21 protein-coding genes are annotated in these 20,646 nt (G+C 43.5%); 13 read left to right on the forward strand and 8 right to left on the reverse strand.

Going from position 1 to position 20,646, the window contains the following annotated elements; translation table 11 throughout:
* Positions 1-134 precede the first annotated feature (134 nt).
* The 3 genes from DSM107010_RS00330 to DSM107010_RS00340 all read left to right on the forward strand — a co-directional run bounded on the left by DSM107010_RS00330 (position 135) and on the right by DSM107010_RS00340 (position 2,049).
* Positions 135-842 carry a hypothetical protein gene (locus DSM107010_RS00330; RefSeq protein WP_106165861.1) on the forward strand — a complete coding sequence of 236 codons (708 nt, stop codon included), beginning with the start codon at positions 135-137 and terminating at the stop codon, positions 840-842.
* Positions 843-845: 3 nt separating this feature from the next.
* Positions 846-1,448 (forward strand): RES family NAD+ phosphorylase, encoded by a 603-nt coding sequence (locus DSM107010_RS00335; protein ID WP_106165860.1) that lies wholly within the window; start codon positions 846-848, stop codon positions 1,446-1,448.
* 409 nt (positions 1,449-1,857) lie between these two features.
* On the forward strand, positions 1,858-2,049 hold the full coding sequence (locus DSM107010_RS00340; protein ID WP_106165859.1) for a hypothetical protein: 192 nt from the start codon (positions 1,858-1,860) through the stop codon (positions 2,047-2,049).
* Between the two features lie 13 nt (positions 2,050-2,062).
* Here the strand turns inward: DSM107010_RS00340 and DSM107010_RS00345 are convergent, their stop codons facing one another.
* From DSM107010_RS00345 to DSM107010_RS00355, 4 genes are all read right to left on the reverse strand, one after another.
* Positions 2,063-2,743 (reverse strand): Uma2 family endonuclease, encoded by a 681-nt coding sequence (locus DSM107010_RS00345; protein ID WP_106165858.1) that lies wholly within the window; start codon positions 2,741-2,743, stop codon positions 2,063-2,065.
* Positions 2,737-2,895 carry a hypothetical protein gene (locus DSM107010_RS38045; protein WP_158631707.1) on the reverse strand — a complete coding sequence of 53 codons (159 nt, stop codon included), beginning with the start codon at positions 2,893-2,895 and terminating at the stop codon, positions 2,737-2,739. Before DSM107010_RS38045 ends, DSM107010_RS00345 begins: the two co-directional genes overlap by 7 nt.
* A gap of 81 nt (positions 2,896-2,976) precedes the next feature.
* A complete protein-coding gene (locus DSM107010_RS00350) occupies positions 2,977-3,228 on the reverse strand; it encodes a hypothetical protein (RefSeq protein WP_127022063.1) in 252 nt (83 codons plus the stop codon).
* 10 nt (positions 3,229-3,238) lie between these two features.
* Entirely contained in the window at positions 3,239-3,865 is a 627-nt protein-coding gene (locus DSM107010_RS00355; protein WP_106165856.1) for a type IV toxin-antitoxin system AbiEi family antitoxin domain-containing protein, read from the reverse strand.
* Between the two features lie 232 nt (positions 3,866-4,097).
* On the opposite strand from DSM107010_RS00355, the gene DSM107010_RS00360 reads away from it, so the two are divergent.
* Positions 4,098-4,523 (forward strand): hypothetical protein, encoded by a 426-nt coding sequence (locus DSM107010_RS00360; protein WP_106165855.1) that lies wholly within the window; start codon positions 4,098-4,100, stop codon positions 4,521-4,523.
* Positions 4,524-4,644: 121 nt separating this feature from the next.
* Here DSM107010_RS00360 and DSM107010_RS00365 read toward each other — a convergent pair whose 3' ends face one another.
* Entirely contained in the window at positions 4,645-5,961 is a 1,317-nt protein-coding gene (locus DSM107010_RS00365; RefSeq protein WP_127022066.1) for a ParM/StbA family protein, read from the reverse strand.
* A gap of 116 nt (positions 5,962-6,077) precedes the next feature.
* Between DSM107010_RS00365 and DSM107010_RS41895 the strand changes: the two genes are divergently transcribed.
* A complete protein-coding gene (locus tag DSM107010_RS41895) occupies positions 6,078-6,200 on the forward strand; it encodes a hypothetical protein (protein ID WP_258183767.1) in 123 nt (40 codons plus the stop codon).
* 214 nt (positions 6,201-6,414) lie between these two features.
* On the opposite strand, the gene DSM107010_RS00375 is transcribed toward DSM107010_RS41895, so the two are convergent.
* On the reverse strand, positions 6,415-6,651 hold the full coding sequence (locus DSM107010_RS00375) for a hypothetical protein (RefSeq protein ID WP_106165852.1): 237 nt from the start codon (positions 6,649-6,651) through the stop codon (positions 6,415-6,417).
* 162 nt (positions 6,652-6,813) lie between these two features.
* Here DSM107010_RS00375 and DSM107010_RS00380 point away from each other — a divergent pair, with 162 nt between their 5' ends.
* Positions 6,814-7,959: a ParB N-terminal domain-containing protein gene (locus DSM107010_RS00380; protein ID WP_106165868.1), complete on the forward strand. Its 1,146-nt coding sequence runs from the start codon at positions 6,814-6,816 to the stop codon at positions 7,957-7,959.
* 70 nt (positions 7,960-8,029) lie between these two features.
* Here DSM107010_RS00380 and DSM107010_RS00385 read toward each other — a convergent pair whose 3' ends face one another.
* On the reverse strand, positions 8,030-8,473 hold the full coding sequence (locus DSM107010_RS00385; RefSeq protein ID WP_241994065.1) for a hypothetical protein: 444 nt from the start codon (positions 8,471-8,473) through the stop codon (positions 8,030-8,032).
* A gap of 176 nt (positions 8,474-8,649) precedes the next feature.
* Here DSM107010_RS00385 and DSM107010_RS00390 point away from each other — a divergent pair, with 176 nt between their 5' ends.
* The 6 genes from DSM107010_RS00390 (at position 8,650) to DSM107010_RS00410 (ending at position 13,261) form a co-directional block, all read left to right on the forward strand.
* Complete coding sequence (locus DSM107010_RS00390; RefSeq protein ID WP_106165850.1) at positions 8,650-8,931, forward strand: hypothetical protein; 282 nt, start codon at positions 8,650-8,652, stop codon at positions 8,929-8,931.
* 1,028 nt (positions 8,932-9,959) lie between these two features.
* Entirely contained in the window at positions 9,960-10,343 is a 384-nt protein-coding gene (locus tag DSM107010_RS00395; protein ID WP_106165849.1) for a plasmid mobilization protein, read from the forward strand.
* Between the two features lie 249 nt (positions 10,344-10,592).
* On the forward strand, positions 10,593-10,832 hold the full coding sequence (locus DSM107010_RS00400) for an MmgE/PrpD family protein (protein WP_106165867.1): 240 nt from the start codon (positions 10,593-10,595) through the stop codon (positions 10,830-10,832).
* Between the two features lie 18 nt (positions 10,833-10,850).
* Complete coding sequence (locus DSM107010_RS00405) at positions 10,851-11,087, forward strand: hypothetical protein (RefSeq protein ID WP_106165848.1); 237 nt, start codon at positions 10,851-10,853, stop codon at positions 11,085-11,087.
* 292 nt (positions 11,088-11,379) lie between these two features.
* Positions 11,380-11,511, forward strand: a complete 132-nt coding sequence (locus DSM107010_RS41900) for a hypothetical protein (RefSeq protein WP_258183766.1) — start codon at positions 11,380-11,382, stop codon at positions 11,509-11,511.
* 184 nt (positions 11,512-11,695) lie between these two features.
* Positions 11,696-13,261: a relaxase/mobilization nuclease domain-containing protein gene (locus DSM107010_RS00410; RefSeq protein ID WP_241994066.1), complete on the forward strand. Its 1,566-nt coding sequence runs from the start codon at positions 11,696-11,698 to the stop codon at positions 13,259-13,261.
* 229 nt (positions 13,262-13,490) lie between these two features.
* Here DSM107010_RS00410 and DSM107010_RS00415 read toward each other — a convergent pair whose 3' ends face one another.
* Entirely contained in the window at positions 13,491-14,066 is a 576-nt protein-coding gene (locus tag DSM107010_RS00415) for a hypothetical protein (protein ID WP_106165847.1), read from the reverse strand.
* Positions 14,067-14,096: 30 nt separating this feature from the next.
* On the opposite strand from DSM107010_RS00415, the gene DSM107010_RS00420 reads away from it, so the two are divergent.
* Positions 14,097-20,642, forward strand: coding sequence for a hypothetical protein (locus tag DSM107010_RS00420; protein WP_106165846.1), 6,546 nt, complete (start codon positions 14,097-14,099; stop codon positions 20,640-20,642).
* Positions 20,643-20,646: the final 4 nt, after the last annotated feature.

The following is a 20,646-nucleotide window of genomic DNA, read 5'->3' on the forward strand; positions in this document are numbered from 1 at the left end:
ATACGGCATCAGATGGAGAACTGATGCCATGCTTTCTTAGCGCGATTGCTGTCTCATTCTCAACCCGCCTTCTCTTTCTGGTTGACGAAGTTGACGAAAATAAATTATTTTAGATTTAGAGTCAAGAAGATATCATGTTTACCAAAAAACATAAAACTGGCAGGGCAAAAAGAAGATCTGCTCCAGCTGCCGTTCGAGCAGGACAGGAAACTCCACAAGATCGGGAACAGCAGGAAACCTCTCTCCAAAAGCATGTTTCTCAGCTCCGCTCCCTCAGCAGTCAACCAAAAAAGGCGGCTTTAGTAGATCTTGTCCTCGATACTGTTTTGCAAGCCATCGAGCAATACCCCGTCGAGCGACTGCCTGAAAACCCCACCTCTGGCACCCAGATGTTAGTCAAACTCATGCAAGAGACAGAAGCCCATCGAGCGATTGATGCGGCAGACCCTTTAGAAAGGGCTAGGTTACGCGGCATTGCTGCTAGAGAGCGGTTGCTCAATGCAGAAGGAGGTTCGTTGACCATATCCCAAGTTGAAGAATTGCTTAGCATCAGTCGTCAAGCTATCCATAAGCGTTGCAGTAAAGGTAAGCTGATTGCCCTAACTACCAGCAAGCGCGGCTACCTTTTCCCCAAATGGCAATTTACTGAAAATGGTGTTCTTTCTGGGCTAGAGTCGGTGCTTGCCGCACTTGACGAGTCAGAGCCTTGGATGCAAGCTGCATTTATGCTCAATCCCAATATCTGGCTGGATGGAGCAAGTCCCCTAGAGATGTTGCGGCAGGGAAAAATAGAGGATGTTTTGGTAGCGGCACGCGCCTCTGGAGAGCAAGGAGCGGCTTAAACTTTGAGTCAAAATGTCGCAGCCCATCCAAATCCACCTGATGACCTGAACGATCGCCAACTGCTACTAACTAACTTTAGCGGACCTTGGTTTCGCATTCATAAAAGCAAATATGGAGCTATCCACTTCGCCAAGGATGCAATCAACAGATTCGACGATCCTAAAAAAGAGTATGGTGTTCTGTACTGTGCTGGCGATCTCTACGGTGCCTTCATCGAAACCCTGGGTTGGTCAACGGGATCTAGAGACATTAGTGAAAGATCGTTGTCTACGCGCAATCTTGCAAGTATTACCAGCAACAGACCGCTACGGTTTGTTGACTTAACAGGAAATGGGCTGGCACATATTGGAGCTGATGCCGAAATATGTACTGGACGCGATCGCCATCTAAGTCAAAGGTGGAGTCGTGCTTTGTGTCTGCATCCGAGCCAGCCAGATGGGATTTACTACATCTCTAGACACGATCCGCAAAGAGTTTGTTATGCTCTGTTTGAGAATGCTTCAGTAGAACTAGATGTTGCAGATATCGGTCAATTGAACGGCTTAAGCGTAATTGAAGAAATTGGGCAAATTCTTGACTACTACAAATTCACTCTGCTCAACTAATTCCGGTTTTGTATCCAAGAAACCATAAGCCGTCCGGCTAGGATAAATTTGGGATTGATAATCTATTTGCTTTAGCATACTGCGTCCGATCGAATGATCGAAAGACCCAATCGCTGCGCCGAACACAATTTCTGTTAATTTCATGTTATTTGTTATTCTCGACTGCCTGACTCATATTTATCGGTAAAATTAAAGTTCTGAAACACTTCCAAGTTTCTCAAGCACGTATACTTCGGACGCACTCATTTCTATGTTGACAAAACACGATCGCTACTACAGGAATGTTGAATTCCCGTACAGCAACTATTGCAGATTTACAGATTCAACGAAATCCTCTCTGATTTCAAGGAGATTGCTGGGGGAAGGTATCAAATAGCCAATCGGAGAGTTCTAGCAACTTTTACTAACAATGAATTTAGTTCGAGATTTAATAGTAACAAAGACAGATAAAGGAATTGCGCTCGTTCGCCTCAGCACGGGCGAAACGTTTACAATTGCCAAGTCTGAAATTTTTGGTTTAATTTTGGCGATTGACGATGCTTGCGATCGCGATTTGATCGTTCGGTGCGCGTATGAGATCTGTTTGGAAAAGAGCGGCTAACAACCGATTTTAGTTAGAATTGCCCTCCTAGCTCGGACGATCGCTCCTGCGCTTGCTGCCGCTCTTTTATCCAAGTACGAAAAGCTTTCAAAGCAGGACGAGTGCCTGCGGTGCGACTCAAGGCGAAAAACTGAGAAATGCCCTCAATCGCGGGAAAGTCGGGAAAAATGAGACTAGTGGAAGATGCAATATACCTTCCTTCACTCAGTACGTAGACTTGTAACTGACGATTTTGATAACGCCAGATTTCTGGAACGCGCAGATCTTCGTAGGCGCTTAACTGCGTACTAGATGTGAGATCGATCTCAATTGCCAAGTCGGGGGGTGGATCGGTACTGAGATCGATGCGCTCTCTACCAATCATCAAAGCGTGATTTTGAATGTAAAAGCACTCATCCGGTTCGATCCCCGCTTGCATATCCTCTCGCCGGAAAGTCGTCGATCCTAATGGCTCCCAGTCCATGTCTAGTTCATCCAGCAGCACTTTCAATAAATCGGCAATGACGACTTTGGATTGCTCGTGTTCTGGTAGGGGAGCCACAATTTCTAACGTTCCTTTGCTGTAAGCCAAACGGATAGTGCGATGCTCGCCTAACTCTGCCAAGATTGCCTCAAACAGCTGCCAGTTGACGTGCCGCAATACGACTCGCTGACCTGGGAGGACATCAATTTGCTTCAGTTGGAAAGTCACCATACGTTGCCACGACTCCGATCGAGTGATTGGCTAGCATTAACAAAACGCACCTGTTTGCTTTTTGACTGGGGTTGAGCGGAGTCAGCCATAAACTCAGTTACTGGCTGTGGCGCAAAAAGTCGAGTCCGGTGTTGGGCAAGCTCGCGTTGCAATTGTCGAATTCGCTAAGCGAAAAGCCTCTAGTTCCTGCTGCCGTAGCCAGTCATCGAAAACTAAGTCCATAATCCACTTGTTTAGCTGTTGGGAGGATTGTAGCACGCCCAAAGGAGCGGAATTTTGAAGGCGATCGCACTTACGAACGCGCTTGGCAATATAGAAATTGAATGGATCGAGAGCCGAAACCAAATCGATCTTGAAAGGCTCAAGCGATACAGCAACCGCTCCAAAGCGTAACGCCCTAGTAGTTTTTGAAACTCTTCTGGCTGTGCCTGGGAGCGGTTGAAGTTTAACAAGCGCTGCTTGACCGAGGCTGCTACGTTCTTCATAAGTATACCTCTAGCAAAATGAAAATGCTTTCAGGTAAGGTTTCATCACGTTTTCAACTCGGCAAATTTTGGCATAGTAGTGCAGTTCGCTGCGTGGACCCCATTTTTCATTCAAATAACGTCGTTGTTGCAAGTAGTCTCGTATCGCTTCCATCGCCACATCTTGCCCTACCTTGTGGCGGAATTTGAAACAATCCACCACTGTTTTCGCCGCGCTCGTCACTCGTACTGTCACTCCCTCAAATTCATGTGTTTCAACGCCCACCGTGAATGCCTCCCCAGACATATAAACTATCTGTACGGGTGGATAATCAATCTTGGGACGATGTGCTTTGTTCTGGATTGCCAGCCAAACTTGCCACGGCCACTGGGTAGTCAAGGAGTGAAACTGTAGTGCCGAAAGCAGACAAATCACTCCATTTGGCACTCGCTTGCAGACTTCAACCAAGCTGTGTTTCTCCGTGACGGAGTACTTCATAGAGGTATACACGCCCCGATTGGAGCGCATCAGTATTCCTTGCTGTTCTAAACGCTGGAGATAGCTGACGGGAATGTTTCGCGACTCAAAGTCTTTGGGTGCGACGACACCTCTGCTGTTTACTAGCTCCAAAGCTTGCTCTAACTTAGTTTTACTCATAGCTTTGGTTGAAATACTCGGTAGTTATATTATTTTACCTAGTTTTTAAACCACAAAGAACGCCTACACCTGCTTTCAATATCTGGATAGAGGCGTTCTCTTTTTTCTAGTTAGTGAAAAGGCTGCGCCTAGACAAACAGAAAAGCTTAACTATTCGTGCAGGTTAACAGCGCCAAAAAAGGCTGCGCCTGTACGGAAAAAATCACTCTTGCTACTTGTAGAGGACACAACTATGGCTAACACCAAGAAACTATCTCTAATTAACGATGCTGCTATGGGCGAGTACCGGATCGAAGCTTACGACTCCCGCAAGTATAATGCAGTCTTCTATTCTATCCGCGAACTGTATGGTAAAGTTGCCCAGCGGCAGCTAGGGGAAGCCTTTGACTGGGAAACGTTCAAACAACACTTTGAAATTAGCTTCGGTAAAGCTGAAGAACGCAAGTACACTATGGAACAGTTACTTGCATTTGCTAAAGACAAGTTTGACTATTCCCTAGAAAAGTTGATCGAGTACAATCAACGCAGCTGGCAGCGCCGCGAACAATGGCTAAAACGGCAAGCGACATACCGGAAACTCGAACTCGTCGAACAACCAATAACTAGGGGTGACAGTAGTTTTGTTGCTGAAGTTGCTGCGGAAGAAATTGCTTACTAAACCGAAAAAATTTCTCCGGAAATTATAGAAACCAGCCTTTTCAGGGCTGATTTTTTTTCAGCTTTTTAACACTGCTGTTGTGAAGCAGAAAGCGATCGCCCTCTAGCTTGCGTGGAGAATGTTACAGTTTATCAGGCATTTCTATAAAATCTTTAGGTCTAACATATTTTGTGATTTGCTTTTTTGCAGAATTGCCATTACTAGTAGAAGTGTTATTACCGTCAGAAACATCATTTCTTTCAGGAGAATTATTGACAGCTACATTGCTAGCTTTTTTAGCAGCTACAGATGGAGTAGGATTACTAAAAGTAGGTATTTTGTACTTGGCACTAAACCGTTCAAAACTCTTAGCGTGTAGTGACCATGCATCAGCGTATCTGCTCAGGGACTCCCCAGCAAGTAGATCTGGCGACACCATCACACCGCCATTCCAAATTACTGTTATGCCTTCTTTAGCAAAATAAGCGTCTAGTTCTGGTGCTACATATTCAGCAGTACCGCCAGTCAGGATCGCCTCATCCAGTTCGGTTGGGGCAAGAGACTTAATCCAGCGCACGACTGCCCGCGCGTATTCGTCGCGAGAAATCCTAGCAGCGGCGGCAAATGCTTCTCCATCTATACGGATATCGTTAGCAGAACGCTTTCTCGACAACCCTTGCAGCACCTCTAGATTGCCATTGGCTCCAGCACCAACCAAAGCCTGCACGACTTGCAGATCGTCTCTAGACAACCCGCCTTTGGCACGACCGACGAAGTTGTTCACCATCCAGAACATACCTAGATCGCTACTCGTGCCAGGTTTGAGGTTGCCGCGATCGCAGATGAAGCAACTAGCATTTCTGTAGCCCAGCATGACTAAGGCAATCGTCTTTTGCTTGTAATCTGCACCTAATTGCCCGACTCGATAACCGAAAACACCTCCACCTTCTGGCATCAACTCAAAATCTACAATCTTCACGCGCAATTGACCGCTGGGCGTATCAAACTTGGCTAAAGATGCTGCTAGCTTCGATAGCAACAATACCTTATCGTGTTGGCTGACTTCTCCTGGCGGTAAGAGCAATGACATCGATACGCTAAAACGTGCCGCTAAGCCCAGCTTTTGCTGTAAAACCCACAAAACACCCGCAATCTTAGGCACTGCCAATTCATACTTGAGATCCCGCAACTGGGAAATGCCGCCAAATCTAGTCCTTGCCAAGTAACCCACGGCAAAATGATCCACCCCAGGCACTTCCACCCAACAACTATTTTCGGGAATGCCCTCGCTGTTTAAATCTTTGACTGACTCGGAGGAAATATCTGCTAACTCTGGCTCCATGCTCACCACTACAGGTGCAGCATTCCCGAACTGCTGGGCGATCGCCTTCGTCCTACTGGCACCTAGATCGAGCGTTACTACTATGTCGGGTACGGTCTTGGTCTTTGCTGCTGTCATGCTCGATCGCTCATACTCTTCCTTACACTGGGAAGAAGATAACGCAAAAATCTCTACTCTGTTATATCTTAGATTGCTGCTGATTTAGCCTAACCTAAAGGAGAGCGAGAAAAATCGTGGCAATAACGTTGAAAGAAAAACTGTCGCGCTTGCCAACAGAGCGACGGCAGAAAATTGAGCAGCGCTCTGCCGAGCTAGTAGCCGAAGAAATGTCCCGCCAGCAGCTTCGCTCAAACTGACCAACAGCAAATGGCGGAAATCTTGCGAATCCACCAGACGAATGTTTCGCGGCAAGAATTACAGACTGACTTGAAGTCGAACAATGAATTGGAACGTGAATTTTACCTTCACATAACTCGGAAGCTTGGCTGGACAAAAATGCCCCGATCGTTTCACCCCTGTTGCCCGAATTAGATTAATTGAAATCCTTTCCATACGCGAACCGTGAGGATATCAATCATCCTTGGACTCCTGCTCAAGATCTTTGAGTTTCCTCTCAAACGCATCCTCCACCCATTGAGTGAGAGTTATTCCCTTAGCCTTGATGCTATCTCTGATTGCTTGATCCATATTTAGGGTGACGCGGACGCTGAGCGTCTTGGTACGCTCCCCCATACCAGCTTTGTCTACATATTGATTCTTCCCAATCGGATTACCGACGAATCCTTTGGGCTGTCCTTTTCCTGCCATTCTCTGTGTGAGTCTGAAGATGCTTCATCTTTATTTTGTCATACGAGGTTAGATTACTCTATTATAGCAAGTATTACTTGCTATAATAGTATTACCAATAGCGTTTAATCGCAGATTGGGCAGCACTTGATTAAAGGGGAAAGGAAACCCCCTGTTGATGCGATGGCTCAAACAGAAGATGATTCACGCGCTCTAGAGTCGCTACCTATCTCGTACTTGGGACTTGACGAAATCCGCTGCGATGGTGGAACGCAGCCGAGAGCTGCTATAGATTTAAAGCACGTATTGCTGCTAGAGGAGCAGATAGGAGACGGGAAAGAACTAGAGCCTGTTATCGTTTTTTTCGATGGCGAATCCTACTGGTTGGCTGATGGCTTTCATCGATGGCACGCCCATCGCAATCAAGAAAAAGAAGCGATCGCCTGCGTCATTTATCAGGGTTCAAGGCGAGATGCAGTCCTGTACTCTGTCGGGGCTAATGCTGACCATAAACCCGCTTTGCCCCGCAGTCGGGAAGACAAGCGCCGTGCAGTTATGACTTTACTTTGCGACCAGGAGTGGCAGGAGTGGAGTAACACCCAAATTGCTAAAGCCTGCCGAGTAGACGAAAAGACTGTTAGGAACATTCGCAAGACTCTCACTTCGGAAATCCGAAGTGACGATTCTACACGGACATACAAGACCAAACATGGCACTGTTGCCAAGATGAACACTGCTAGCATTGGTAAGACGACTCTTACACAACCAGAGAAGCTACAAAGCGGCGATGCCGAAGGCGGTTCGCTCCGCGACCATCGCGTAATTGTTACCATCGCTCATCCCCTCTTCCCCAGTCAGTCTGGTACAATCTGGGATCTACCTAACTCTGACTCTGCTATTGTGGAATTTGACACAGGAGAACGAGAGTTAATTAATCTCAAGCACTTGAAATCTGCTATTGCCCCGCAGTTGCATTTACGTGAAGGTGGGCTGCTAGAGATCGATGCGCCTGACAACAAAAGGATTCATGGATATAGGGGGCGGATTGCTGCTGTCGGGGAAAGCACTATTGAAGTTTGGGTGAGGGATGTAGATAGGATGATGATGCACAGCCATATTCTCAAACATCAGCAGGTTAAGCCTTTATCATCGGAAGAGGAACCACAGTTAAAGGAAATATGCGCTCGCTTAGCCAAGTTACGGGAATGTAATCTAGACCCGTTCGAGGTGGAGATTCTGAATCTGCTGGAGCGACCTGTAGTGTTTACGCCGACTGAGCTAGAATACTTGGCTCACATCGAGAAGCGTCATGGAATCGTGGAGGATTGATTGTTAATGTGCTTTCAAAGCAACTGATAGCGAGTCAGAGGAAATCTTCTTCTGGCGGAGTGTCACAACTTTATTCCAGTCGCAGCTGTGACATGGCATCCCAAACCTCGTCATGAGGTAACTCCGCTTGTCCCTCTTCATCTTCGTCTGGCTCTTCGCCTGTAGCTGTACCGCCCGTATCTCTAGATGCAATTTTAGCACTTGATACCTGCTGCGGCAATGCAGCAACATCTGTGTCGCCTTTTGCAGTCGGTCGTTCTGTCGGCGGCTGCACCGATCTTCGTGCCATTCTCTCTAAGTCACACATCCGCTCGATCTTTCCAATCTGCGCTTCTAGTTGAGCGATCGCGTCGATGGCTACTTCCCGTAACTCTTTACCTGACAGCCCCGCATCCAAGAGTGCTAGGGGTAAATAATATGCCCGCAGAGCCTCGCACGCCAACTCCGTCTGCCCTCGGCGACGATTTTGCAAATAGCTCATGACAATTCCATCGTCGCTATCACGCTTACGCATCACCGCCAATTCTATAAAATCCTGTCGAAGTATCTTCCTTGGCATGAATTTAAAGTTTTTAATTCAAAAAATACTAAAACCGCTCAACTCGATCGCCCTTCAGGAGTGACTAGCGAACTGTTAATACATTCAAGCGCTTTGCACCTACTAGCAAGACACTATCGAGGAATCTTCAGATGTACGGTATCTTTACTGCTAACAATCGCGTTGCCTCCATCAACGAAGCACTCTACCAATTGCTCAAACGCTTCGACTGCATCGACTCGTCCAACCAGATTGAAATTGCTAGTATCAACAGCCTTTATTACGAATTCCAACTTCGCAAACAACTGTTCTCTACCAATACCAGTTGGATTATCGGCGACTGCTACTACCCCTGGCGGGAGACTATGAAAGCGATTGACGACATTGCCGCCCTCTACTACACTCACAAATTACTAACAATTCAAGCTTGCTAATTTTTTAATCCTTCTCACCTTCCATCACTAGCAGCTAATGTAAAGCTGCTAATTTTTTAACGATCGCAAAACCTCTCATAGATTATTAATTGCAACTCAACAGGGCATCAATATTGTTAGCGCGCTAACTATCGATCGCACAACAGCTTCGAGTTAAGAATTGCCTTGAAACAATTTTCATCGATCGCATACGTAACATCACTCTAAACAAGCAATGGCGAATCGTCCTCCGTAATTCCCCTGCTATTCCTGGAATATTCCCCTGCTATTCCTGGAATATTCTCCTAATATTCCCTACACTACCCTATCCCTAACCCTCCTACTATTCCCCTGCTATTCCCGGAATATTCCCTGGATATTCCAGGAACATTCCCCAATCTCGATTTTAGTTATTCTAAGGCAGACAAAACGGATAGACTCCTCTCCTCATCAGCTTTTGAAGCCCCGCTTGACCACCCGCAGTACGGCGCTGCCGCAACAGCCCTACACGCTTGCGCCAGCTATGTTTACAGCATCTCGCTTCTCCTCAGCTATTCTCAATAAGCTTCACTGCTGACAATAACGGGCGTGGCTTTTGTATTACGATTGTATTTTTTTGCAGTATAGCAGCGATTGCACCTCAACTATTCCTAGGCATCATACTATGTGACTTTCCTACCGTTGATACACACTTAATTAAGTCATCAACTACCGAGCAACAAGACTACGATCGCGTGCTAGTATTTTCGATTGCCTTGCCTTCATCAATACTCTGAGCTTTGTGGCAGCAGGGGTTGTCTATTAACAATGTGAATAGTGTATGCACTAAAATCTCAGTACGCGAATTCTGCTTCTCAGTATGTTTTTTGTAATTTTTATAACTAGTATTTTTGAGAGCGATCGCCGTCGAACGACACTTGCTATAGCTACGGGGTCGCTATCTTATCCATGAAAACTTAGCATTTTCCTACTGCTGCCATTGCGCCAGCTATGTTTGAAGATGCTATAAATGAAATAGTTATGTATAAAAAATAACTCTGTAAGCAAAGATGGGAAAGCAGAAAAAAAGCAATAGAGTGACAGTAAGGTTCAATGATGATGACTACACCGAAGTAAAAAAGAAAGCAAAGAAGTCTAATACTACCGTTGCCGAATATATAGAAAGATCTGCCTTACGTAGGGAACTCCCTACTCCCCCCATGATCGATCAAATCCTTGTCTACCAAAATCTGGGCAAAGCTAGAGAACTCATATTTACCATTCGCAATACATGCAAGCTGTATGGCGATCGCACAGTACCAATTGCAGAAATTATGCCTCTGCTAGAAGCTATTGAAAACCACATTCAAGCAGCTGGAATGGAAGCTTATGGGTTAGGGAAGATGCGGAATAATCTAGAAACTGCTAGCAAGAATAGAGAAGACGTGGCATAACGAGTTTGAAGGAAATTTTCCCGATTCGATAAATTCAAGAATCTCTCTCGCAATCAGTCATATATGTACATACACTTAACAGTATACTAGCCAACAGCTTTCCCTAAAAAAAGTGTATTGATGCTTGAAAGCCTTGCAGCACGATTCTCAGTTCGGTTGCAATTTGTCAAAATAGAACAACCAACTAATAAAGCTCTGCTTGCAGCACAAAAACTTTGCTGCTTCTCAACTAGCAAAATAGATAAAACTATGAACAATAGTAAATTTTCCGAATGGGGCAAAAAACTGGAACGCTTAGCACAAGCAGGCGTACAAAAAGAAATTGCCGAACACAAAGCTAGCAATCGCTCAATCTTTTACGAAAGAAATGGTACGACTATTATAGAACTACCTGATGGACGCTGCTTTGAATATCGGCTGCAAGATGGAAAGATTCAGATTGTGAGCGAAGTAGAAAAATCAAAATGCCATGCAAATATTAAGTATTAAGTCATTGAGAGTTCGCTCGTGCCAAAATACATTTGTAGCCTAGATTCCAATAACGCTTGGCACCTACCCCCAGAAAAAGTTGCCCAGCAAACTTTCAGCACAGAAGAAGAGGCAAAACAGTGGTTTTACCAAAATTGCCCCGATCGCCATTTAGAATTCAGTGGCTTCCACCTCACCATACATCTACCTACAAATTTTGTATCGTGTAACGGTCAAGGAATAGGACAAATCATTGAATACTCAAACAAGCAGTAAAATAATACTGAACAACTTAATACTTAATACAGATGAACGAACTTCCAAAGAGAAGTGGTTGGTCAAATCCTAAATAATTCACTTTATTTCATCAGATATTATCAATAAAATAACTCAAATAGACAGATTAAAAGTCAAAAAGGAATTAATTGATAGTCAATTGCTGCTCGTTCAGCGTAAAGCAACAATGTATAAGCCTATATCGTAGTTATCCGATAAACTCTAAGCGACAAATAATTATTGTCAAATTTGATTTTCCCAATTGTGTAGACAATGAACTACAAGCTAGATAATGAGGCAGCTGAAGGCATCATCGGCAACTCTACCTACAAGCAGTGAACGCAAGAGCTGGCAGCCATCGCTCACAGTTGCGATCGCTATCCAGTTCTACGATCTCAAGATATCGATCGCCTGCAACAGTTAGTCCACGTATATTAAAACAAAGCACGTTTCCAACCACCTGCGTTTGTCTGAGTATCCTATGCTTTCTCATGACTAGCACTAATCCTCAACCCAGAAATTTTTCCTGGTTTATTTTGTCTCCACTCTGCTAGCAAAAATAGTATTGTATAAAATGCAACTCTAATTCAACAAAACTCATAATTGTAGTGATAGGCAAGAACTACAAGCACGCAAGCTTCTGGGGAACGTTGGCTTACGTTCTGAACGAACGGAAAAATCCTGTCACTATTGCTACTAACATGATGGGAACAACACCAGCACAGCTAGCAGCCCAATTGAGAGTCACTTGCGACCTCAATCCAAACGTACAGCGCACCTGTAGTCACATCATTCTCTCGCTGCCAGATAGAGCCGGATACCGCGAACGTTTAGAAGACAAGCAATATGCAGAAATTAGCAAGCGTTACCTACAAGCAATGGGGTTTGTGGGAGAAGGAACTCACGAGTGTCAGTGGCTCGTCGTTCGCCACGACGACGCAAACAACGCTCATATTCATATAGTCGCGAGTAGGGTGAGGATGGATGGTACAACAGTCAACGATTCTTGGGACTGGTGGAAATCTCAAGTTACCCTCCGCAAGTTGGAGCAAGAGTATGGGTTGGAAATCCTTTTATGTAGCAACTCTAGAGTAGCAGCAGCTGTTAAAAAACAACATGGCATCGAAACTGGTTATACTACCCGCCGCGCTCCTAGCATCAGACAGAAGCACCACACCTCAAATCAGGAGTCACTAACGCAACAGTTTGCCCAAATCATCGACGCTCTGGTTGCAACTTCGCCCACTGTCAGTCAATTTATTCAACGCCTGGAACGGGAACATGGTATTGCAGTGTTACCTAAGTTTTCTGGCGACAGATTTATGAGTGGATTTAGCTACTCCAAAGATGGTTGGCAGATTGCTGGATATTCTATTGGCAGCAATTACACCTTTCCTAAGTTAATCCAACGCGGCTTATCCTTCGATCCAACTAAAGATATGCCAGCTATTGTTGCAGCTCGGCATCCCCAATTAACAGCCATTAAGGGTAAGAAGAGGAGAAGCAATGTCAAAAAGCAAAATGTCGAAGCAGGGGGATCGACTATATCCCCTACCATAACTGAGATTGCTAGCGGCAATGGTGCCAAAGGCGCTCGTTCTGACACTGTTGAAGATAACCCCAGTCAAGTCACAGTACCTATCGTCTCAGCACAGATCGCAGAAGTAAACTTAGCAGGAGTTCCCAATTGGATACACGAAACTCAGTTAGGTGGTAACGAGAGACAACAAACAACAAAAACTAAGAAGGAAACAGAGATTCCTGTATCGCATCTAAATGCGATCGCCCAATCCGATGTCAAACCAATACCAACAAGCGTGGAAGGTAGTAGCTCTAGGGACACCTACCACCCTACGCCTTGTATCAGCCCTATACCGTCATACTCCCATTACTCTACTATAGTGACAGCATACCTTCTGACACTTAACACGACTTTCTTTAGCGGTAACAGATATTCAGCCCAGCTCGATAATAATATACTCACTTTGACCCGCAACTCCAATGGAGAACAACTTCTAAAAACTGCATACACCAATGGGCAATGGCAAGAAATAGAAGCAACGCAACTGACCCAGCAAGATGCAACAATACTAGATAAGATTGTTCCAGCAATTCAACAACTGCAAAAACAACAATTGAAAGCAGCTAAAAAAGATGTTGACTTCAGTTATTAATGAAGTTTTATAGAAATTCTGATAATGAATCCGGTTGGGAGCCGCTTGCTATTTATTCTTAACATTCAGTCAGTCACTTTTGTATTCATATTTATGGTTTTAGTGTTACATCACCCGATCGAGAATCAACAGATATCTGAGATAAAATCAGAATTTTATTAGATCCAGTAGAGATAACAATTCTCTTAAGATCGCTTTGACCCCATTTAAAGCGATCGCTAAAGGAATGTTAAAACTGCTGCCAGCGCTGTTGTTCGTAATCGTCGCTTTCCAAACCTATAGAAAGTTCGGATATCTTTTCGGCATTACGAATGTCTTGTCGAAGCCTATACATTTGAGCTGGATTCTGAAGTCGAGCAAAATTACTAGCACGAGCGATCGCTTGTTGCTCTGGGAAATTAATTCCTACCTGGGCGTATTGCACCGACAATTGCTCGAAGTTCTCGACTTCAATTTTTTTCAGACGCTCTTTCTCTTCCAGCCAATTTTCGCTGTAACCGCGCCGTTGCATGTCTTGCTGGTACTCCTGGCGCAAAGAACCATCAGGATTAAACTGCTGCTTCTCTTCTTCTGTGAAGATAACATCGTAGGCAGTGTAAACAACCCACTGTTCGGGGTCGGTTTCGTCAAGCTGCTTCAGTCTTTCGTACTGGGCTTTCAATCTGGCAGCAAAATCTGTAATAGCTGCTTCTGACATACCACGAGAACGCATACCCTCAGCACATTCTGCCTTCAAACTACCGTCAGAATTTATTTCCTTTTTATTTTGATTTAAAAAACGTTTTAAGCGTGAATACTGCACCATTATTAAATCTCCTTGTTGAAATGTCCAACTATGACAATTACTGCTAAGCATTTCAATACTAAACTAAACCAATGGATTCACATCGACAATGACCTCAATAATGCTGAATCTTTACTAGATGAAGAATTAAATAATACGTTACTAGAGTATTTTCTTCCCAATACTGAATTTTCATTCGGTCACATGGATGAAACTTCAACAGCCACAGAACTCAAAAACCATCCAGACAGTCACGTACTACTCCTTTCATCTAAGTCTAGATTACTCTACGGACCCAAAGAATGTTTGGAAGTTATAGATAAACTATGCCCCGACCGCAAAGACAGGGGTGCTTACGGGTCAATTTTCCTTGGCTCTTGCGAAAATGCGCTTACTGAAGAACTTAGCATTCTAGTTGTTGATGACACTAGTGGTAGAAATGGTGGCATCATTGATGACGAACAAGCTTGTAGGCTTACAGGTGACTGCTACGGACAAATATCTACAGAGATTTACAACCGCCTCACCAATAGAGAAAACGATACAAAAGCACCTTATCGCGTCATCCAACACCGCTTTGGCTGGACATCTCAAGATGGCGATGACACCCAGTTTAGATTTGGCAAAGGCACTCTAAAACCTAACAACCTAGACGATCTAAGATATCTAGAGCCAAACAACAAGCCAAAAATCGATCTCATCTTACCTCTATCCTCTTTCAAGGGAACGGACAAGGACAGACCTGGTACTCCCCTAAAACCACAAATAGAGCCTGGATTGTATAAACAAAAGATTTGGCTGGGCGAAAAGTCACAATCCCAACGAGGAAAAACCGCTATTTCACAAATGTTAGCTTCATTCCCCATCGGAATCAAAGATTTTGCTGAAGAATTAGAAGCTCAAGCCAAAAGACTCAAAGAAGCCCAAGACGATCCGCGAAAACTAGCAGCGTTATACTGCGAAAAATATGAAAAACGTCAGGAATTTAATGAAGAACAGAAAACTCAGTTGGAAAAGGATGTCAAACAAGCTATAAAATCGAATCAATTGCCGGAATTTATAGAACAATACAGCAAGCAGTTAGAAAAATATGAAATAGATCATGAGGGTAATTTAGAAGAAACCGAGCCTAGAGAAGATCTAATTATGTACCGACTCATCAAAGCCGACCTGATGAGTCATTGCCAAATTTTAGAAACAGAAAAAGTACAGCAAGAGCTAGCTAGGTTCGTACAAAATGAATGGAAGGACATTGCCACTGGTAAGAGTTTACTATTTGAGCGAGCAATGGTGATTCCTTCTAAAGAGTTAAAGAACGGCGAAATCTGCATACCTTGGTATAACGCAGAAGAAAAAGTTCTTAACTTTCGTTCGCCATTCCTCAATTCAAATGGCTTGTGCATTTCTACTAACAAAGTTGTAGAAGACATACTGGGATCAGACAGAAATCCTTTGGATGGGGCGATCGCAGTTAGTGATGAAACATTCACTCAAATCTACAACCGCATTCTCTTGCAAGTTAAAGATGCAGTTACCCAGGTAAGAGAACGAGATGCTACATTTAACAGCGATGAGATTCAAGCTTATCTCAATACCAATATTAATGCTTTAGATGTTTCAGAAAAAATAAAGTTTGCTATTAACTTTAATAGAGAAATCGAGCGGTTAAATCAACTAGGTCTGAATATTGAATCGCTCGTTTTAGAATCAGAGCAAGAACGGCAAGGTCGCGACTACGACGGCGACTGCATCGGATTTACCTTAGCTAAATGCTATCCCTACCTTGCAGAAGAAGCAGAATATAGAAACCAGCTAGAAAATGCCTACGCTCCTACTCCTAAGCTGAAAAAACAATCTTTTTACGGGACAGATGGATCGCAGCCAGAATTTGAAGAAATTGCTATCCACATGAGCGATGGGATCAGCGTTGGTACGATCAACAATCACCTCACCGCGATTGAAGCACTAGAGTCAGAGATTACTATCCTCAAAAATTACAGCACCGCTGAAGAGAAATCGGCATATCTCGACGCAGTTGCCAAGCACTATAAAAAAATTCTGCCTACTGTTATTCAATCAGAACAAAAGCAGCGTGAAAGAAATCCTAACGAGCGAACGCGGCAAGCTAAACAAGATTACATTCAATATATGCAAGAATTTGTAGAGCTTGCATCTGTTAGGAATAGAAATAATGAAATTATCCAAAAAGCTTTTTCCGTTAACAGCCAGATGTATCGGAAAATGATTCAATCAGCAGCATTTCAAAACCAAATTGCCGTTGACTTATTCAAAAGTGCCAAAAAACCAGATATGGAAGCGATCGCTGAAAATAGTCGCTACCTTTACAGAGAAGTCAACTATATTAGAGATAAGAAAAATAAAAACGTATACATAGATAGAGGAATCCAGGCTAATGGCTATTCCCCTGTAGAAGTTATTATTAGTAAAACTAATGAATATTTTGAGCAAGCTAAACTCGAATCTCGCCCAACTTCTCAATTTAGTAAACTATTTGACTCAGTTGAATTTACTCATCAAGACAAATTACAAGTTACTCTAGCTAAAAAAGAATTTGACGAGCGATTCGGTAAAGCAACTCAAATCAAAAAACGCCGAGAAATTGAGAAGGGTTCATACCTAGTCATCAACGGTCAAAGTGGCAAACAAATTGAAGTTACCAATTTAATTAGGTATAACCATCCTGGTATATGGCAAGCCCAAGAAATCAAATTTAAAATTGAGGAAATTCCCAAACATAAGCGTAGTTTTGACAGACCGCATCAATTTATTGTCTTAGCTCAAATTAATGGCGAACTCAACGAAAACAGTCAACCCTATTTCCGCCGACTAGGAACTCTGAGTCAAGAGAGCGAAAACCTGAACCTCAAGACAGGCGCAGTCTTTACATCTACTGCTTTTGGTCTCAGACCAGAGATCTCGGAAGGACAAGCTAAAATCTTATTTCAAAAAGCATCAGAAGTAGCTGAAAACTTTTACTCTGGAGTTCCAGAAGCAGAACGAATGACAATGGCTGCTGCTACCTGGGAAATATCAACCACTAAACAGCAAGGCGAGACAAGTATCAACAATAGCGAAGATAAAGTACAAAATAGCACTAACAAAGTCTCTAATTTTGTCTTCACCACTTTTAAAAATGAGTTAATTGAAAGATTAAAGGAATTACAGTTTAAAGATTTTACGCTCGTTAGTTTAAAAGCAGAAAGCGAAGCTCTAAAGTCTGAAAATGATAGCAAAACTTATCAAGCAAAGTTCGATCTAGAAAATGGCGAAAGAGTTGTAAAAATTCAGTACGAGAATGGCGAGTATACTACTCTTGGCATACTGCAAGCTCAAACACCAAGGCTACCTCTAGGCACGACTGCCGCTGTCAGCGTTGTCCTCGAAAAAGCCGCTACAGCAACAGCCATCGTTCAAGTTCCTGGTAAGCCAGAAATTAGTTTCAAAATTAATGAGATTAAAAAGTTTCAATATGCAGATACAAACTTTAATGGAGAAACAGTAAAACTCCAGATTGTCAGCGGTAAAGTCCCAAAGAATAACGAAATAGATATTTATATTGACGGGAAAAGATTTGGCAGTATCGATGCAGAATCAGCTCAAGAAGCTGAAGCAAAAGGATGGATTAAACTTGATAAAAATGGTAGTACCCAGCTAAGGCTTAAATTTAAATCTATAGTTACTGAAGGTGCGGGGGCTTACTTAATTGCTGAAACACCAAATGGTAGCTTACTAAAAATTAACAAAATCAATGATGAATTTAAAGGAGTTAGTTATGACGACCGAGAATTTAGAACGCTCTCTGCTTCTTCCAGGGGATACAAAGAAAGAGTTTTCTTTGCAATTGACAATAAAACAGTTGGCGTACTAAACAACACTAAAGAATCTGTAGCTGCTCTCAATGCGCTAAAAACGGCAGGGCTATTTAATGGTAGCAGCAGTACGCTACCCTGTAAGATACAAAGTAACTTTACTAGCTGTATTGTCACAGTAGACAGTACTACCGTCCAGTATCCAGAAACATGGGTAAAAGAAAGCTCATTAAATACCACAATCGATCTTCAGCAAAACTTCAACCAAAAAAATCGACAGCAAATTCATAGCCAAATCCACAATGTCATTACAGAGCGCCCTACAATACTCTTCCAAAGCCAAGAAGATAAAATGCTCGGTTTAGTAGGTTTAGCTGTTGATAGTCGTAAAGTTGACACAGTTAGTGGTTGGCTGACAAAAGTAGGGATTGAATACTCTCAGCTTCCGCTAACAGAAGCTAAAAGAGAAAGTAAAAAAGGCTTGGCAGTATTCATGCTCTCTGGTAGCACCATTCGTCCAGAAATCCTTGAAAACCTTAACACTAAATTTGGCAAAGTAGCAGATGCAACGCCGCATGTAGTAGATATTCCTATTACAGAGCAATCTATCTTGTTTTATAATCCTCATCAGAGTTACTCAAGTAGTAATGCCAATACCATTATTCGATCGGAAGCTTATGGATTAGTCATACCTGCTCAAGACAGTATTGCAGTCAGTAGTTGGTTATCTTCCCAAGGTATTAAAAGCAAATCTTTTATTGAAAATAATTGTATCGCGTTTGTTATCGATAAAAATGAGTCGAACGCTCAATTTATTCAGCAAAAAATTATATCTAAATTAGGAGAAGCAATTGACGTTAGCACTGTAGAAGGCTACGAGCAGTACGAGCAAAAACTAAATGAATTGAATGAAAACCTCAGTCAGTTTGACAGTCTCATGTCTCAAGCTAATACATCAACGAAAAGTGAATATCAGCAAATTATCGATCGCCTGCCTACAAGACCTAAAGAATTGCTCGGACAAATGGAATTCACCGTCGCAGAAAACACGCCAGCAGCACCTCAACAGCCTACTGGCAGATCATCCGATAGTAATAATCCGGTTGCAACCCAAGCTACAGATGCCAGCTTTACTGATACACAGCGAGAGCCAATCACTGTTTCTACAGGACAGCCAACAGCAGAACAGAATTCTCAACTTAGCATTCGAGAGATTGTTGCATATGGCAACCAAACTGCCACTCGCGCTACTAATCCCCAAATACCAGAAGATCCAATAATCTCTGGAAAACCAGTCCCAATGGTATATGACCTTCACACCTACGATGAACCCAAAACCCTACCCGTTAATACGACTATCGATGCCATGCGGGGATATGGCAGAGTGCATACCACTAGAGGTATTGATTATGAAAAAGCATACGGTATCAAAGAAGGCGATATTGCTATTGCTGTAGGTAAAGATGGACGGCAAGTTGCATTCCGCGCTGGCAAGCAGTACGAGATCTCAACCGAAGCGATCGCCGATCCAACCTACCAGCAAGCCTGGGCAGCCTGGGAAAAACATTCAGTCAAGGAACTCACCCAAACTCAAGCCAATAAGGGGAAAATCTACGGTCTATTTATGGAACCGCTGGGCGATTACATTGACGACAAAATCGTCCCATTTCCAGCGTTACAGCAAACGGAGCGAGCAAATGCTCCACCAACACTGCGATCGCAAGTACATCCTGGCATCAACATTAGCTCTGGCAGCCAAGACCCTTTAGGGGCAGCTCTGACAAATCCCACAGTCAAATCGAAAGCCAAAGGACGTATCCAAGGTGACTACCCTGTTTCCTTCCGAGATAATCCAGAAGTGAAAGCTGGTACTTACGGACCTGAAACCTACAGTCAAGACAAACCAGCTGGCGTTCCTTTTGCCTCTGCCGAACAAGCGTACCAACACTACAAAACAGCACTACCACTAGGCGAAGAACGGATCGAACTGATGGCAGAAATTATTCAAGCCAAACTCTCTCAACACCCCAAACTTTATCAAGCGATCGCCGAACGCGGCGGAGTCCAGTGGTTGGAAAATTGCACCCACTACGTCACCGCCACGCACGACAGCTATTGGGAAGGTCGAGGCGATCGATCTCCTTTTCTACGCGCTCTGATGAGAGGATACACGCAAACTTGCGAAACTACCCTTTCCACGCCTGCTACCGCTGCTCCTGACTCCAACGCGCTCCTAACTTCCGAACCGAGCCTAGCTGGAATGCATAGCGTTTTAAGTTGGAACGAGTCTGGCAGCGAAAATCTTGCCGTCATCACCGACAGAAGAAGTATTGATAATTGGCTGAAGGTAGCTGCAATTCTCGACAAGTCTCCTCCATACATCCAACGCATTGAGGCAGTAAAAGCAGAATGGGAAGCAACTGGAAGGTTGAGTGACAAGGCTCGCTCGACAATGCAAGCTGACATAGCAACGCTTTGCATGGCAAACGAATTAGCTTATCGTGCTGAAAAAATTGCCAAAACTCTTGGTACTTGCCTGCCAAATAATTCCCTGCAAGTAATTGGCAAACAATACGACGTACTGCTTGACAGCCAAAAACAAAATTTGTCGATTTCAGATAAGAATGGCAATAAAATTCTCGACATTCAAGATGGTAAAATTCACCAACAACGATTGACACCAGAAATTACAGAGTATTTCAGAATAGCAGAAGCACAAATCGATTCTGCCCTCAAAAACGTTCAAAAAAATCTTTTAGAGCCATAAAAAT

The organism is Chroococcidiopsis cubana SAG 39.79 (genome assembly GCF_003991895.1).
Classification (GTDB): Bacteria; Cyanobacteriota; Cyanobacteriia; order Cyanobacteriales; family Chroococcidiopsidaceae; genus Chroococcidiopsis; species Chroococcidiopsis thermalis.

Coding starts and splice junctions, on each gene's coding strand:
- DSM107010_RS00330 (WP_106165861.1), top strand. CDS start 135: ATGTTTACCAAAAAACATAAAACTGGCAGGGCAAAAAGAAGATCTGCT.
- DSM107010_RS00340 (WP_106165859.1), top strand. CDS start 1,858: ATGAATTTAGTTCGAGATTTAATAGTAACAAAGACAGATAAAGGAATT.
- DSM107010_RS00345 (WP_106165858.1), bottom strand. CDS start 2,743: ATGGTGACTTTCCAACTGAAGCAAATTGATGTCCTCCCAGGTCAGCGA.
- DSM107010_RS00350 (WP_127022063.1), bottom strand. CDS start 3,228: ATGAAGAACGTAGCAGCCTCGGTCAAGCAGCGCTTGTTAAACTTCAAC.
- DSM107010_RS00355 (WP_106165856.1), bottom strand. CDS start 3,865: ATGAGTAAAACTAAGTTAGAGCAAGCTTTGGAGCTAGTAAACAGCAGA.
- DSM107010_RS00360 (WP_106165855.1), top strand. CDS start 4,098: ATGGCTAACACCAAGAAACTATCTCTAATTAACGATGCTGCTATGGGC.
- DSM107010_RS00365 (WP_127022066.1), bottom strand. CDS start 5,961: ATGACAGCAGCAAAGACCAAGACCGTACCCGACATAGTAGTAACGCTC.
- DSM107010_RS00375 (WP_106165852.1), bottom strand. CDS start 6,651: ATGGCAGGAAAAGGACAGCCCAAAGGATTCGTCGGTAATCCGATTGGG.
- DSM107010_RS00380 (WP_106165868.1), top strand. CDS start 6,814: ATGGCTCAAACAGAAGATGATTCACGCGCTCTAGAGTCGCTACCTATC.
- DSM107010_RS00385 (WP_241994065.1), bottom strand. CDS start 8,473: ATGCGTAAGCGTGATAGCGACGATGGAATTGTCATGAGCTATTTGCAA.
- DSM107010_RS00390 (WP_106165850.1), top strand. CDS start 8,650: ATGTACGGTATCTTTACTGCTAACAATCGCGTTGCCTCCATCAACGAA.
- DSM107010_RS00395 (WP_106165849.1), top strand. CDS start 9,960: ATGGGAAAGCAGAAAAAAAGCAATAGAGTGACAGTAAGGTTCAATGAT.
- DSM107010_RS00400 (WP_106165867.1), top strand. CDS start 10,593: ATGAACAATAGTAAATTTTCCGAATGGGGCAAAAAACTGGAACGCTTA.
- DSM107010_RS41900 (WP_258183766.1), top strand. CDS start 11,380: ATGAGGCAGCTGAAGGCATCATCGGCAACTCTACCTACAAGCAGTGAA.
- DSM107010_RS00415 (WP_106165847.1), bottom strand. CDS start 14,066: ATGGTGCAGTATTCACGCTTAAAACGTTTTTTAAATCAAAATAAAAAG.
- DSM107010_RS00420 (WP_106165846.1), top strand. CDS start 14,097: ATGACAATTACTGCTAAGCATTTCAATACTAAACTAAACCAATGGATT.